The 14,326-nt window shown below is 67.5% G+C and carries 14 protein-coding genes, 1 tRNA gene and 1 pseudogene; 14 read left to right on the top strand and 2 right to left on the bottom strand.

Going from position 1 to position 14,326, the window contains the following annotated elements; all coding sequences use genetic code 11:
* The first annotated feature begins 38 nt into the window (after positions 1–38).
* The 12 genes from murD (at position 39) to VNW74_RS03915 (ending at position 12,326) form a co-directional block, all read left to right on the top strand.
* Positions 39–1,529: a UDP-N-acetylmuramoyl-L-alanine--D-glutamate ligase gene (gene murD, locus VNW74_RS03970; RefSeq protein ID WP_325675328.1), complete on the top strand. Its 1,491-nt coding sequence runs from the start codon at positions 39–41 to the stop codon at positions 1,527–1,529.
* Between the two features lie 5 nt (positions 1,530–1,534).
* A complete protein-coding gene (ftsW, locus tag VNW74_RS03965) occupies positions 1,535–3,097 on the top strand; it encodes a putative lipid II flippase FtsW (protein ID WP_414686590.1) in 1,563 nt (520 codons plus the stop codon).
* Complete coding sequence (gene murG / locus VNW74_RS03960) at positions 3,094–4,332, top strand: undecaprenyldiphospho-muramoylpentapeptide beta-N-acetylglucosaminyltransferase (protein ID WP_325675300.1); 1,239 nt, start codon at positions 3,094–3,096, stop codon at positions 4,330–4,332. Before ftsW ends, murG begins: the two co-directional genes overlap by 4 nt.
* 35 nt (positions 4,333–4,367) lie before the next feature.
* Positions 4,368–5,789 (top strand): UDP-N-acetylmuramate--L-alanine ligase, encoded by a 1,422-nt coding sequence (murC, locus tag VNW74_RS03955; RefSeq protein WP_325675326.1) that lies wholly within the window; start codon positions 4,368–4,370, stop codon positions 5,787–5,789.
* Complete coding sequence (locus VNW74_RS03950) at positions 5,789–6,760, top strand: cell division protein FtsQ/DivIB (RefSeq protein WP_325675299.1); 972 nt, start codon at positions 5,789–5,791, stop codon at positions 6,758–6,760. The genes murC and VNW74_RS03950 overlap by 1 nt, the downstream gene beginning before the upstream one ends.
* Positions 6,761–6,949: 189 nt before the next feature.
* Complete coding sequence (gene ftsZ / locus VNW74_RS03945) at positions 6,950–8,095, top strand: cell division protein FtsZ (RefSeq protein ID WP_325675325.1); 1,146 nt, start codon at positions 6,950–6,952, stop codon at positions 8,093–8,095.
* A 91-nt stretch (positions 8,096–8,186) separates the two neighbouring features.
* A complete protein-coding gene (gene pgeF, locus VNW74_RS03940) occupies positions 8,187–8,894 on the top strand; it encodes a peptidoglycan editing factor PgeF (RefSeq protein ID WP_325675298.1) in 708 nt (235 codons plus the stop codon).
* On the top strand, positions 8,891–9,691 hold the full coding sequence (locus VNW74_RS03935; RefSeq protein WP_325675297.1) for a YggS family pyridoxal phosphate enzyme: 801 nt from the start codon (positions 8,891–8,893) through the stop codon (positions 9,689–9,691). Before pgeF ends, VNW74_RS03935 begins: the two co-directional genes overlap by 4 nt.
* 66 nt (positions 9,692–9,757) lie before the next feature.
* The gene (locus tag VNW74_RS03930; protein WP_325675296.1) at positions 9,758–10,393 is read left to right on the top strand and encodes a cell division protein SepF; all 636 of its coding nucleotides are present in this window, start codon (positions 9,758–9,760) and stop codon (positions 10,391–10,393) included.
* A 145-nt stretch (positions 10,394–10,538) separates the two neighbouring features.
* A complete protein-coding gene (locus VNW74_RS03925; RefSeq protein ID WP_325675295.1) occupies positions 10,539–10,829 on the top strand; it encodes a YggT family protein in 291 nt (96 codons plus the stop codon).
* A gap of 250 nt (positions 10,830–11,079) precedes the next feature.
* Complete coding sequence (locus tag VNW74_RS03920) at positions 11,080–11,898, top strand: DivIVA domain-containing protein (protein WP_325675294.1); 819 nt, start codon at positions 11,080–11,082, stop codon at positions 11,896–11,898.
* A gap of 77 nt (positions 11,899–11,975) precedes the next feature.
* Positions 11,976–12,326 (top strand): hypothetical protein, encoded by a 351-nt coding sequence (locus VNW74_RS03915; protein WP_325675293.1) that lies wholly within the window; start codon positions 11,976–11,978, stop codon positions 12,324–12,326.
* Between the two features lie 15 nt (positions 12,327–12,341).
* On the opposite strand, the pseudogene VNW74_RS03910 reads toward VNW74_RS03915, so the two are convergent.
* A pseudogene (locus VNW74_RS03910) lies at positions 12,342–13,034 on the bottom strand (phosphoribosyltransferase); the annotation flags it as partial.
* A 200-nt stretch (positions 13,035–13,234) separates the two neighbouring features.
* On the opposite strand from VNW74_RS03910, the gene VNW74_RS03905 reads away from it, so the two are divergent.
* Positions 13,235–13,420, top strand: a complete 186-nt coding sequence (locus VNW74_RS03905) for a hypothetical protein (RefSeq protein ID WP_325675292.1) — start codon at positions 13,235–13,237, stop codon at positions 13,418–13,420.
* Positions 13,421–13,554: 134 nt separating this feature from the next.
* Here the strand turns inward: VNW74_RS03905 and VNW74_RS03900 are convergent.
* Positions 13,555–13,640: transfer RNA gene (locus VNW74_RS03900), tRNA-Leu, on the bottom strand.
* Positions 13,641–13,737: 97 nt separating this feature from the next.
* Between VNW74_RS03900 and VNW74_RS03895 the strand changes: the two genes are divergently transcribed.
* A partial coding sequence (locus VNW74_RS03895; RefSeq protein WP_325675291.1) for a M20/M25/M40 family metallo-hydrolase occupies positions 13,738–14,326 on the top strand: 589 nt, incomplete at its 3' end.

Below are 14,326 nucleotides of genomic sequence, written 5' to 3'. Positions count from 1 at the left end.
CGCCAATGAGCCGCGCCGGCCGCGACACCGAGCGCGGTTTGCTATCCGACCTGAGGCCCGGCACGCCGGTGCTGGTCGCCGGCGGCGGTGTGACCGGGCACTCGGTGCTGGCCGCGCTGGCGCCGCTGGGTGTGACGGCAACGCTCTGCGACGACGATCCGGCGACCCGCCAACGGTTCACCGATGCCGGGACGGCGACGACGAGTTCGTCGATCGCCGCGCAGCGCATCAACGATTACGCCCTGGTCGTGACCAGTCCCGGTTTCCCGCCGACCGCGCCCGTGCCGGCTGCGGCCGAGTCAGCCGGTGTACCCGTTTGGGGTGACGTCGAGCTGGCCTGGCGGCTCGACGCGGCCGGTTACTACGGGCCTCCGCGCCGCTGGCTCGCGGTCACCGGCACCAATGGCAAGACGACGACCACGTCCATGCTGCATGCCATGCTCACGGCCGCAGACCTGCGCAGCAGCCTGTGCGGCAACATCGGTAGCCCGGTGCTGGATGCGCTGCGCGAGCCCGCCGAGCTGCTGGCCGTCGAGCTGTCCAGCTTCCAGCTGCACTGGGCGCCGTCGGTGCGACCCGAGGCCGGCGTGGTGCTCAATATCGCCGAAGACCATCTCGACTGGCATTCCGACCTCGCCGACTACACCGCCGCGAAGGCGCGGGTACTGACCGGCCGGGTTGCGGTGGTCGGGCTGGACGACCCGCGCGCCGCGGCGCTGCTGTCGGCTACCGACGCGCCGGTGCGCGTCGGCTTTCGGCTCGGCCAGCCCGCCGTCGGGGAACTCGGGGTGCGCGACGGCATGCTCGTCGACAGGGCTTTTTCTGAAGCCGGTTCCTCAGCCAGCTCCGATGCCGTTCCCGAGGGCTCAGCGCTGGCTGCGGTCTCGTCGATCCCGGTTCCCGGGCCGGTGGGGGTGCTTGACGCATTGGCGGCGGCCGCTCTGGCGCGCAGCGTCGGGGTGCCCGCGGAGGCGGTCGCGGACGGGCTGGCAACGTTCCGGGTGGGCCGGCACCGCGCCGAGCTGGTAGCCGTCGTCGACCAGATCAGCTACGTCGACGATTCCAAAGCCACCAATCCGCACGCTGCCGAAGCGTCTGTGCTGGCCTACCCGCGGGTGGTGTGGATAGCCGGGGGTCTGCTCAAGGGCGCATCGGTGCAAGAGACGGTGGCCAGGATCGCTCCGCGGCTGGTCGGAGCGGTGCTGATCGGCCGTGATCGGGCAGAGGTTGCCGAGGCGTTATCACGACACGCGCCGGATGTCCCCGTCGTACAGGTTGTGACAGGCGAGGATGCTGTTATGCATGCGACTGCTGAGTCTCCTGTTACGTATGTGGCAAAAGTGGTTCCTTTGTCGGACGAGACTGTCGGCACTCGCGTGATGAACGCTGCCGTCGCCGCCGCCCGAGACCTGGCCCGCCCCGGCGACACCGTGCTCTTAGCACCGGCTGGGGCCTCATTTGACCAGTTCAGTGGCTACGCCGACCGTGGCGATGCGTTCGCGGCCGCCGTGCGTGCCACGTCCGGGTAACTCGCGTGAACAACATGTTGGCCCGGTTGCTACACCGGGGAGCCAAGGGCGGGCAGCCGGCGGAGAGCACGCCCGGCGCGGCGGAGCAGACCAGCGCGGCGGAGGTCGGCGAGAGCGCGGCGGTGACCAAACCGGCGGTCGCGGCCGGTCCGCGCACCCGGTTCGGTGCCTGGCTGGGCCGGCCGATGACGTCGTTTCACCTGATCATCGCCGTGGCGGCACTGTTGACCACGCTGGGTCTGACCATGGTGCTCTCCGCGTCCGGGGTCCGTTCCTACGACGACGACGGATCGGCGTGGGTCATCTTCGGCCGCCAGGTGCTGTGGACCATCATCGGGCTGGTCGCGTGCTACCTGGCGCTGCGCTTGCCGGTGCGGTTCATGCGGCGCATGGCGTTTTCCGGTTTCGCGCTGACCCTCGTGATGCTGGTGCTCGTGCTGATCCCGGGAATCGGTAAGGAGGCCAACGGCTCCCGCGGGTGGTTCGTGGTCGCAGGCTTCTCGATGCAGCCCTCCGAGCTGACCAAGATCGCCTTAGCGATCTGGGGTGCTCATCTGCTGGCCGCCAGGCGCATGGAGCGGGCCTCGCTGCGGGAGATGCTGGTCCCGCTGGTGCCGGCGGCGGTGATTGCGCTGGCCCTTATCGTCGCGCAGCCAGACCTGGGTCAGACGGTGTCGATGGGCATCATCCTGCTGGGTTTGTTCTGGTACGCCGGCCTGCCGCTGCGGGTGTTCCTGAGTTCGCTGGCCGCCGCGATCGTCGCGGCGGCCATCCTGGCAGTGTCCGCGGGCTACCGGTCCGACCGCGTCCGGTCGTGGCTCAACCCCGGCCAGGACCCGCAGGACTCGGGTTATCAGGCCAGGCAAGCGAAGTTCGCGCTGGCCAATGGCGGTATCTTCGGCGACGGTCTGGGCCAGGGCACGGCCAAATGGAACTACTTGCCCAACGCCCACAACGACTTCATCTTCGCGATCATCGGTGAGGAACTCGGCCTGGTCGGTGCCCTGGGCCTGCTGGCGCTGTTCGGGCTGTTCGCCTACACCGGTATGCGCATTGCGCGGCGTTCTGCCGACCCGTTCCTGAGGCTGTTGACCGCGACCACCACGATGTGGGTGATCGGCCAGTCGTTCATCAACGTCGGCTATGTGATCGGCCTGCTGCCGGTCACCGGTATCCAGCTGCCACTCATCTCCGCCGGTGGAACATCATCGGCCACAACACTTTTGATGATCGGCATGATGGCGAACGCGGCTCGCCACGAACCCGAGGCCGTCGCCGCGCTGCGAGCCGGGCGTGACGACCGGATGAACCGGCTGCTGCGGTTGCCGTTGCCGGAGCCCTACGCGCCGACTCGGGTCGAAGCGCTGCGCGACCGGCTGCGCAGCCGGTCGCAGCCGGCCAAGCCGGAGCGCAAGGCACCCGCCGCCCATGCCAAGCGGCCGGCGAGACCACCCGTGGTGGAGCGACGGAGTTCGCGAGCAGGGCATCATGGAGACGCACAGCGGTACACCGGCCAGCGTCGTGCACACGCCGGTCGTCGCGCACTGGAAGGTCAGCGCTACGGGTGAACGACTCGGTCAAAGAGCCAACCGGGGACTCCTCGTTGTCGGTGGTGCTTGCCGGCGGCGGAACAGCGGGCCACGTCGAACCCGCGATGGCTGTCGCCGACGCCTTGGTCGCCCTGGATCCGCACGTCCGCATCACCGCATTGGGCACCCCGCGCGGTCTGGAAACCAGGCTGGTGCCCGAACGCGGCTATTCGCTTGAGCTGATCACCCCGGTGCCGTTGCCCCGAAAGCCCACCGGTGACCTGGCCCGGCTGCCGCTACGGGTATTCCGTGCCGTCCGGCAGACCCGTGCTGTGCTGGACAAGGTCGACGCCGACGTGGTGATCGGATTTGGCGGATACGTGTCGCTGCCCGCGTATCTGGCCGCCCGCGGCGCCGCCCGGCGGGGGCGGCGCGTGCCGGTGGTGATCCACGAAGCCAACGCCAGCGCCGGGCTGGCCAACCGCGTCGGCGCCCGCAGCGCCAAGCGGGTGCTATCGGCGGTTCCGGACCCGGGTCTGCCGCACGCCGAAGTGGTCGGCGTGCCGGTCCGGGCGTCGATTACGTCGCTCGACCGTGCGGCACTGCGGGCAGAGGCCCGCGCGCACTTCGGCTTCGCCGAGGACGCGCGGGTGTTGTTGGTGTTCGGCGGCTCGCAGGGAGCCGCCTCGATCAACCGCGCGGTCGCCGCGGCCGCCGGTGGCCTGGCGGCCGCGGGGGTAGCCGTGCTGCACGCCCACGGCGCCAAGAACACCATCGAGCTACCCACTCCCGGGCCCGGCGACCCGCCGTATGTTGCAGTGCCCTACCTGAACCGGATGGACCTGGCTTATGCCGCCGCCGATGTGGCGATCTGTCGGTCGGGCGCGATGACAGTCGCCGAAGTGACCGCCGTCGGCCTGCCCGCGGTCTACGTGCCGCTGCCGATCGGCAACGGCGAACAGCGGCTCAACGCGCTACCGGTGGTCAATGCCGGCGGCGGGCTGCTTGTCGCCGACGTCGATCTGTCGCCGGGCTTCGTGGCCGATCAAGTCGCCGGGCTGCTCAACGATGCACCGCGGCTGGCGGCGATGACGAAGGCCGCCGCGCTGGTCGGTCACCCGGATGCGGCGCAGCGGGTCGCGCGCGTCGCGCTGGACGTCGCGCGCGCAGCGCGAGACGGGAAGCGCGCGAAGAAACGCCACAGTGCGCTGGACTTGGCGAAGCAGGCGGGCCAAATGCGTGACGAGCGCCCCGGCGGAGGAGGTCGACGGTGACGCCCCCGCTGCCCCCCGAGCTGCAGCGCGTCCACATGGTCGGTATCGGGGGAGCGGGCATGTCGGGAATCGCCCGCATCCTGCTGGACCGGGGCGGACTGGTGTCGGGGTCAGACGCCAAGGAGTCGCGCGGTGTGCGCGCGCTGCGCGCCCGCGGCGCCCTGATCCGGATCGGCCACGACGCGTCGTCGCTGGACCTACTGCCCGGCGGGGCGACCGCCGTCATCACCACCCACGCCGCGATCCCGAAGACCAACCCCGAACTCGTCGAGGCCCGGCGACGCGGCATCCCGGTGGTGCTGCGCCCGGTGGTGCTCGCCAAGCTGATGGCCGGGCGCACCACGTTGATGGTGACGGGCACGCACGGCAAGACGACGACCACCTCGATGCTCATTGTTGCCCTGCAGCATTGCGGCCGTGACCCGTCCTTCGCGGTTGGCGGCGAGCTGGGCGAGGCCGGCACCAATGCTCACCACGGCAGTGGCGACTGCTTCGTCGCCGAGGCCGACGAGAGTGACGGCTCACTGCTGGAGTACACCCCCGATGTCGCTGTGGTCACCAATATCGAATCCGATCATCTGGACTTCTTCGGCAGTCTTGACGCCTATACGGCGGTGTTCGACTCGTTCGCGGAGCGAATTGCCCCCGGCGGAGCACTCGTGATCTGTACGGACGACCCGGGAGCGGCCGCCCTGGCGGAACGCACTGCGGCGCTGGGGATCCGGGTGCTGCGCTATGGATCGCCCGACGGCCCGGCGCAGGAGCTAGCCGCAACGCTGTTGTCTTGGGAACAGCAGGGGATCGGGGCGGTCGCGCACGTCAAGCTGGACGGCGAAATCCATCCGTGGGTGATGCGGCTGTCGGTGCCAGGCCGGCACATGGCGCTCAATGCGTTGGGCGCGCTGCTGGCCGCGATCGAGATCGGCGCGCCCGCCGAGTGTGTGCTCGACGGACTGGCCGGTTTCGAAGGGGTGCGTCGCCGCTTCGAGTTGATCGGCACCGCGGCGTCGGTGCGCGTGTTCGACGACTATGCCCACCACCCGACCGAGATCAGCGCCACGCTGGAAGCGGTTCGGACGCTGCTGGAACAGAGCGGCGCCGGGCGGTCACTGGTGGTTTTTCAGCCGCATTTGTATTCCCGGACAAAGGCTTTCGCCGCCGAATTCGGTCACGCGCTAGACGGCGCCGACCAGGTTTTCGTGCTCGATGTCTACGGCGCACGCGAACATCCCCTTCCCGGTGTGAGTGGGGTGAGTGTCGCGGAGCACGTCAGCGTGCCGGTGCAGTATCTGCCGGATTTCTCCTCGGTCGCCGAAGCGGTGGCCGAGGTGGCCGGCCCGGGTGATGTCGTCGTCACCATGGGCGCGGGCGACGTCACCATGCTCGGGCCCGAGATCGTGACCGCGTTGCGAGTGCGCGACAACCGCAGCACGCCGGGCCGTCCGGGGGTGTTGTAGTGACCGAGCAGGACGGCGGGGCGCCGGAGGCGGTCGGCGACACCGTGGGGGACCCGTTGGCGGAAATAACTGCCACCGAACCGATACCTGCCGCCCCTGGGGTCGACGACGACGCGGGCGGCGCTGAGGGCACCGCACCGGAGCGGCAAGACGTTTTCGAGGGGCCCCGTCGGCGGGCGAGGCGCGAACGCGCCGAGCGCCGCGCGGCGCAGGAGCGCGCGATGGCGATCGAGCAGGCCCGCCGGGAGGCCAAACGCCTGGCCGGCGGTCGGGCCGCGGTCACGGCCAAAGCCGTTCCGCGCGGGGCGGTCCGGGGCTTGAAGCTGGCGCTGGCGACGATCGGGCTGACCGTGCTCACCGTTGCCCTCGGGCTGGTCCTGTACTTCACGCCGGCGATGTCCGCACGCAGCGTCATCGTCACCGGGATCGGAGCGGTGACTCGCGACCAGGTGCTCGACGCCGCGCAGGTCCGGCTCGGCACGCCGTTGCTGCAGATCAACACCGACCAGGTCGCCGACCGGGTGGCGGCGATTCGCCGGGTGGCGAGCGCACGGGTGCAACGCCAATACCCGTCGGCGCTGCGGATCACCATCGTCGAGCGGGTTCCGGTAGTGGTCAAGGAGTTTCCCGACGGTCCGCATCTGTACGACCGCGACGGCGTCGACTTCGCGACCGCCCCGCCGCCACCGGCGTTGCCCTACATCGACGTCGGCAACCCCGGGCCGACCGACCCGGCGACCAAAGGCGCGCTTGCGGTGTTGTTGGCGCTGCGGCCCGAGATCGTCGCACAGGTGGGCCGGATTGCGGCGCCGTCGGTCGCGTCGATCACCTTGACGCTCACCGATGGGCGCACGGTGATCTGGGGGACCAACGAGCGCACCGAGGAGAAGGCCGAGAAGCTGGCGGCCCTGTTGACCCAGCCGGGCCGGATCTACGACGTGTCCAGTCCGGACCTGCCCACCGTCAAATAGCGAAGATCGCTGCGAAATTTGCCCGGCGCGCGTCGGCGCGCCTGCGCCGATAGCGCGCGCGAGGGCCCTACCGTTCTGTTTACGCGAAACTACTTGACATAACTCTAAGCCTATGGTTGAGGTTGAGGGTTTCGGAGCAAGCTAACGGGTGCCACCAGGGCTAGTCCCACCAGGGAGGAAGACACAATGATGACCCCGCCGCACAACTACCTGGCCGTCATCAAAGTCGTGGGGATCGGCGGCGGCGGCGTCAACGCCGTCAACCGGATGATCGAGCAGGGCCTCAAGGGTGTGGAGTTCATCGCGATCAACACCGACGCACAGGCGCTGTTGATGAGCGACGCCGACGTCAAGCTCGACGTCGGGCGCGACTCGACCCGCGGGCTGGGCGCCGGTGCCGATCCCGAGGTCGGCCGCAGGGCCGCCGACGACGCCAAGGACGAGATCGAAGAGCTGCTTCGCGGGGCTGACATGGTGTTCGTGACCGCCGGCGAAGGAGGCGGCACCGGCACCGGCGGGGCGCCCGTCGTCGCCAGCATCGCCCGCAAGCTGGGCGCGCTGACGGTCGGCGTCGTCACCCGGCCGTTCTCGTTCGAGGGCAAACGGCGGGGCAACCAGGCCGAAACCGGCATTGCCGCGCTGCGGGAAAGCTGCGACACCCTGATCGTGATCCCCAACGACCGGCTGCTGCAAATGGGCGACGCCGCGGTGTCGCTGATGGATGCTTTCCGCAGCGCCGACGAGGTGCTGCTGAACGGCGTGCAGGGCATCACCGACCTGATCACTACGCCGGGTCTGATCAACGTCGACTTCGCCGATGTCAAGGGCATCATGTCCGGTGCCGGCACGGCGTTGATGGGCATCGGTTCGGCCCGCGGTGACGGCCGCGCGCTCAAGGCGGCCGAGATCGCGATCAACTCGCCGCTGCTGGAAGCGTCCATGGAGGGTGCGCAGGGTGTGCTGATGTCCATCGCCGGCGGCAGCGACTTGGGTTTGTTCGAGATCAACGAGGCTGCCTCGCTGGTGCAGGACGCCGCCCACCAGGACGCGAACATCATTTTCGGCACCGTCATTGACGACTCGCTCGGCGACGAAGTGCGGGTCACCGTCATCGCGGCGGGCTTCGACGCGAACGGACCTGGCCGCAAGCCGGTCTTCGGCGGGGTCGGCGAGGGTAACAAGCATGAATTCGAGTCCGGAAAGGCCGGCAAGATCAGCTCGAGCCTGTTCGAACCGGCGGACGCGATCAGCGTTCCGTTGCATACGAATGGCGCGACCTTGAACATCGGCGGTGAGGACGACGACGTCGACGTGCCGCCTTTCATGCGGCGCTAGCCGCGCGACGAGGCCCGCCGCAAAGCGGCGTGGGAGGAGTGCGGCATGGCTTCGGGGCGAGTCGGTGCTACGCGAGCCGGATACTGGGTATGTGAGCGTTCGAATTCGGCGTGTGACCACTACCCGCGCCGGCGGCGTTTCGGCGCCGCCGTTCGACACCTTCAACCTTGGTGACCATGTCGGCGACGACCCGGTCGCGGTGGCGGCTAACCGAAAGCGGCTGGCCACCGCCATCGGCCTGGGCACCGACCGGGTGGTGTGGATGAACCAGGTTCACGGCGATCGGGTCGAGGTGGTCGACGGGCCCCGCACGAGCCCAATCGAGAACACGGACGCATTGTTGACCACCACGCCGCGGCTGGCCTTGGCAGTGGTGAGCGCCGACTGCGTGCCGGTGCTACTGGGCGACGCGCGGGCCGGGGTCGTGGCCGCGGTGCACGCCGGTCGAGTCGGGGCGCGCGACGGCGTAGTGGCACGGGCGGTCGAGGCCATGCTGGCCGCTGGCGCGCATGCGCCGGACATCTCGGCGCTGCTGGGGCCCGCGGTCAGCGGTCGCAACTACGAAGTTCCTGCTGGGATGGCCGACGAGGTCGAGGCAGCGTTGCCGGGCAGTCGCACCACCACTTCGACCGGGACCCCCGGACTCGACCTTCGTGCCGGAGTCGCTTGTCAGCTCAAAGCTTTGGGCGTCGTCGCCATCGACGTCGATCCACGGTGCACGGTCGACGACCTCGGCCTTTTCAGTCATCGCCGCGACGCCCCGACCGGGCGGCTGGCATCGGTGGTTTGGATCGAATGAGCCAGGACTGTCGAGTGGCGGTAAAACTTTCATCCCGACCGGACCGGGAATCGGAATTGGCGGACGCTTTGACGGCGCTACGAGCGCGGCTCGCGGTGGCCGCCGAAACCGCCGGCCGCAAACTCGCGGAAATTCAACTTCTGCCTATTACCAAATTCTTTCCAGCAACCGACGTAGCGATTTTGTCGAGTTTGGGATGCGCCGCCTTCGGTGAATCCCGGGAGCAGGAGGCGGCGGCGAAGGTGGGTCAAGTCGCAAGGTTGCTAGGCGGCTCGTCGACCGGCAATCCCACACCGGCACGCCTGCACTGGCACATGGTGGGCCAGATCCAGCGCAACAAGGCCCGCTCGCTGGCCGACTGGGCGCACACCGCCCATTCGATCGGCAGTACCCGAGTGGTGCGGGCCCTCGACCGCGCTGTGGCGGCGGCATTGAGCGAGGGCCGCCGGGAGGGTCGGCTGCGGGTCTACGTCCAGATCAGCCTCGACGGGGACGTTTCCCGCGGCGGTGTCGACGTCTCCGATCCCGGGGCCGTCGACGAAATCTGCGCGCAGGTCGATGCTGCCGAATCGCTGGAGTTGGTTGGGCTGATGGGCATTCCGCCATTGGAATGGGATCCCGATGTCGCATTCGAGCTTCTGCAGTCGGAGCACCAGCGGGTGCGCCGAGCGCATCCGGATGCGACGGGACTGTCGGCCGGGATGTCAAACGACCTCGAAAGCGCGATCAAACATGGTTCGACGTGTGTGCGTGTCGGTACCGCGTTATTGGGCCGAAGACCGCTAACGTCACCCTAATTAGTCACTCCAGTCACATCTTCATCACAGGCACCGCAACTCCCAGAGCCTAGAAGGGGTCACGCGATGAGCACACTTCACAAAGTCAAGGCCTACTTCGGTATGGCTCCGATGGAGGACTACGACGACGAGTACTACGACGACCACGCCCCGACCCGGGGCGGCTACCCGCGGCAGCGGTTCGCCGAGGACGGATACAGCCGCTACGAGGGGCGCGACTACGACGATCCACGTGGTGAGCCCGGTGAGTATGCGCCGGGCAGCTATCGCGGCGGGTACGCCGACGAACCCCGATTCCGGGCTCATGAATACGACCGCGGCGACCTGGCCCGGCCGCGCTTCGGGTCGCTGCGGGGTTCCACCCGCGGGGCATTGGCGATGGATCCGCGCCGGATGGCGATGCTCTTCGATGAGAGCAGCCCACTCTCGAAGATCACCACGCTGCGGCCCAAGGACTACAGCGAGGCCCGCACCATCGGGGAGCGGTTCCGCGATGGCACCCCGGTGATCATGGACCTGGTCTCGATGGACAACGCCGACGCCAAACGGCTAGTCGACTTTGCGGCGGGGCTGGCGTTCGCGCTGCGTGGTTCCTTTGACAAGGTCGCGACGAAAGTGTTCTTGCTCTCACCCGCCGATGTCGACGTCTCGCCCGAGGAGCGCCGGCGCATCGCCGAGACCGGCTTTTACGCCTACCAGTAGCCGTCGGTAGCTCGGACCTCGCGCGGGCCCGTTGCTGGGCGGATGTGACGCGCCGCTCGAGTCGGTAGGCTGACGTTGCCGCGCTGGCTGCAGCCGGGGCTGTCATCAAAGTCACATCTTCTTCGTCGTTAAGGTCGGGCTCTAGTTGACGCTGTTCGTGCACATCATCGGTTTTGCGCTGTTCATCTTCTGGCTGTTGCTGATCGCTCGGGTCGTCGTCGAGTTCATTCGATCGTTCAGCCGGGACTGGCACCCGCGGGGCATCACCGTGGTCATTCTCGAGATCATTTTGTCGGTCACCGATCCGCCAGTGAAGCTGCTGCGACGGCTGATACCGCAGCTCACCGTCGGTGCGGTTCGTTTCGACCTGTCCATCATGGTCCTGCTGCTGCTGGCCTTCATCGGCATGACAATGGCGCTGGATTACCGCGGCTGAATCCGCGGGCGTGCCATCGGCGGGTGGCCACTATGGGTCCGGACGGTTTGCGGGGCCGGATTTCGTTCGCTTAAGGCGTTGATTTGTCGCCTCTTAATCTTTGAAATTCGGTCTTATTTATCGGGCGAATCGGCAACCGGCGGGTCTGGTGTGACAGGATGGGCGGCAGTTGCAGTATGGCTACGACAACGTTCATCCCGACCTACACTTTCCTAGTCGGTTTGACTGTCCACACTCAAGGGGGCTAAGAATGCCGCTGACACCCGCCGACGTCCACAATGTGGCGTTCAGCAAACCGCCGATCGGCAAGCGTGGTTACAACGAAGACGAGGTCGACGCCTTCCTCGACTTGGTGGAAAACGAGCTGACCCGCCTCATCGAGGAGAACTCCGACCTGCGTCAGCGGGTCAACGAACTGGACCAGGAGCTGGCCAGTGCCCAGGCCGGCGCCGCCACCAGTACTCAAGTGACCCAAGCCATTCCGCTGTATGAGCCCGAGCCCGAGCCCGTCAAGCCCCCGCCGCAGCCCGCCCCGCAGCCCGCCCCCCAGCCTGCGTCCGGTTCGATCGGCGAGGAGCAGGCGATGAAGGCGGCCAGGGTGCTCAGCCTGGCCCAGGACACCGCCGACCGGCTGACCGGCACCGCCAAGGCTGAGTCGGACAAGCTGATGGCCGACGCCCGGGCCAACGCCGACCAGATCCTCGGCGATGCACGTCGCGAGGCGGAAACCACGGTCGCCGAGGCCCGACAGCGCGCCGACGCGATGCTGGCCGATGCGCAAACCCGCTCCGAGACCCAACTGCGCCAGGCTCAGGAGAAGGCCGATGCATTGCAGGCCGACGCCGAGCGCAAGCACTCCGAGATCATGGGCACGATCAACCAGCAGCGAACTGTGCTCGAGGGTCGCCTCGAACAGCTGCGCACGTTCGAACGCGAGTACCGCACGAGGCTCAAGACCTACCTGGAATCTCAGCTCGAAGAGCTTGGCCAGCGCGGATCGGCGGCACCGGTCGACTCCAGCGCCAGCAATGAAGCCGGGTTTAACCAGTTCAATCGAGGCAATAACTAACTCGGCCAAGGTACCGACAGCGGCGGTCGGTATCCTGCAGACTTGGCAATGTCGCCCCGTCGGCTGGAGGTTTACCGATGCTGATTATTGCGCTGGTGTTAGCGGTGATTGGTCTCGCCGCATTGGTGTTCGCGGTCATTACCAGCAATGAGTTGGTCGCCTGGGTATGTATAGGCGCCAGTGTGCTGGGCGTCGTGCTGCTCATCTTTGATGCGCTGCAGGAACGTAAGCGGCGCGACGCCGTGGCGGTCGATAAGGAGCTCGACGGAGCAGCTGCTGAATCACGCTCGCGAGACGACGGGCCGGCCTACGCGGACTACCCCGAGGACGACGAATCCTCAGCGCCTGCGGTTACGGGTGCTGACACCAACGCGATCAGTGAATACGACCACGGCGATGGCGCCAGCGACGAGCACAACACTCACTAGGACCAGCTAAAACGCTCAGTCTGCCGACGTCGGGGTGGCGAGCAGTTCACGGACCTCGTCGTCGCTCACCTGGTGGAAGTCGACGAAAACCTGTCCCACTGCCTCGAAGTCGCTGGGCATAGTTGCGCACACCACGTCGTCGGCCTCCCGCGCCAGCTCCTGGCACACTGACAGGGGCCCCACCGGCACCGCGACGACGATCGCTTCCGGGTTGGCGGCCCGCAGCGCGCGCACTCCCGCGAGCATGCTTGCGCCGGTGGCAATCCCGTCATCGACCAAGATCACGGTCTTGTCGAGTGGGTCGGCGACCGGTCGTCCGCCGCGATAGGCGTGCTCGCGTCGGTCGAGTTCGGCCGTTTCGCGATCAATGACCGCTTGCACCTGCTCGTCGCTGACGCGGAGGCTGCACACCACATTGTCGTTCATGACGACGACGCCGCCGCTGGCCACCGCTCCCATCGCCAGTTCCGACCAGTGCGGCACGCCAAGTTTGCGCACCAGGAACACGTCCAGCTCCGCATGCAGAGCAGCGGCGACTTCCCAGCCCACCGGAACGCCTCCGCGGGCCAATCCGAGGACCAGCAGGCCGTCCTTGTCGCGGTAGGCCGCCAGCTCCTCGGCCAGCACACGGCCGGCTTCCCGACGGTCGCGGAAGGTGCGTCGGGATGTTCGCCGCAGAAAGCCACCGGGTCGGTTCATGCGTCGTACTCGCCGTCGTCTGTCCTATTTATTAATTCGCAGCTTACGACCGGTTTCGCCGCGTCGCGCGGGCTTGGAAGAGATCGGCCGGTCCGGGGCGCCGTTCCCGCCTTGGGTTTCCCGCGCGGGTGCGGCGGGAAACCCGATGCCGCTGCGACACTCCGCCGCGCCCCTTGGAATATGCCATGAAATATGCCATATTTTATGGCATGGCGACACCAGTTGAAGAGTTGATCCAAGCCGCGACCGACGCCAGGCGTATCGCGCAAAAGGCCATTGCGCTGGCCGTGCGCGAGGCCCGCGCAGCCGACTGGTCCTGGGATCAGATCTCTGCCGCGTTGGGCGGAAAGCCGAACGGGGAGACGCTGCGGCGCAACTTCAGCTCCGACGAATAGCGGCCACCGCCCGCATCCCATTTTCACTGAAGGCAGGCCTGCGCACAGTTCTCCCGCATCGGGTGCTACGAACTAGGATGTGGGACTTGGTAGTTCGCAGCGTGAGAACGTCGCATTGCGACGGCGTTTGCGAGTGTCCGAGGGGGGACTTGAACCCCCACGCCCATTAGTAGGGCACTAGCACCTCAAGCTAGCGCGTCTGCCATTCCGCCACTCGGACCCAGGCCAATCAATTGGCAGCTAAGGCTATCGGATTGGCCTGCCAGCACCCAAACGGGTAAGCCGACGGTAGACGCCGCGCGGCCACGCCGGTGGCAATGGTAGGAAAGGTGACTGTGACGGTGCCAACCGAACCACCCGTCGACGACGTGGTGGACGTTGTCAGCAGGCTGATTAGGTTCGACACCACCAACACCGGTGATCTGGCAACCACCAAGGGGGAGGCCGAGTGTGCCCAGTGGATTGCCGCTCAACTGAAAGAGGTCGGCTACCAGGTCGAATACGTCGAATCCGGCGCGTCGGGACGCGGCAATGTGTTTGCCCGCCTCGAGGGCGCCGATAGCTCCCGCGGCACGCTGCTGATCCACGGGCATCTTGACGTGGTGCCCGCGGAGCCGGCCGAGTGGAGCGTGCACCCGTTCTCCGGTGCAATCGAGGACGGCTACGTCTGGGGCCGCGGTGCGGTCGACATGAAGGACATGGTCGGCATGATGATCGTGACGGCCCGGCAGTTCCGGCGGGCCGGCGTCGTACCGCCGCGCGACCTGCTGTTCGCCTTCGTTGCCGACGAAGAAAACGGCGGTAAATACGGGGCGCAATGGCTGGTCGACAACCGGCCCGACCTGTTCGACGGCGTCACCGAAGCGGTCGGGGAGGTAGGCGGGTTCTCGCTGACGGTGCCGCGCC

The sequence above is a fragment of the Mycobacterium sp. genome, assembly GCF_035570115.1.
Classification (GTDB): Bacteria; Actinomycetota; Actinomycetes; order Mycobacteriales; family Mycobacteriaceae; genus Mycobacterium.
This window is presented reverse-complemented; position numbering and strand designations above follow the sequence as displayed.

Bases quoted from the DNA above. Each gene is read 5' to 3' on its own strand.
- murC (WP_325675326.1), top strand. From the start codon at position 4,368: ATGGTCGGTATCGGGGGAGCGGGCATGTCGGGAATCGCCCGCATCCTG.
- ftsZ (WP_325675325.1), top strand. From the start codon at position 6,950: ATGACCCCGCCGCACAACTACCTGGCCGTCATCAAAGTCGTGGGGATC.
- VNW74_RS03935 (WP_325675297.1), top strand. From the start codon at position 8,891: ATGAGCCAGGACTGTCGAGTGGCGGTAAAACTTTCATCCCGACCGGAC.
- VNW74_RS03930 (WP_325675296.1), top strand. From the start codon at position 9,758: ATGAGCACACTTCACAAAGTCAAGGCCTACTTCGGTATGGCTCCGATG.
- VNW74_RS03920 (WP_325675294.1), top strand. From the start codon at position 11,080: ATGCCGCTGACACCCGCCGACGTCCACAATGTGGCGTTCAGCAAACCG.
- VNW74_RS03915 (WP_325675293.1), top strand. From the start codon at position 11,976: ATGCTGATTATTGCGCTGGTGTTAGCGGTGATTGGTCTCGCCGCATTG.
- VNW74_RS03905 (WP_325675292.1), top strand. From the start codon at position 13,235: ATGGCGACACCAGTTGAAGAGTTGATCCAAGCCGCGACCGACGCCAGG.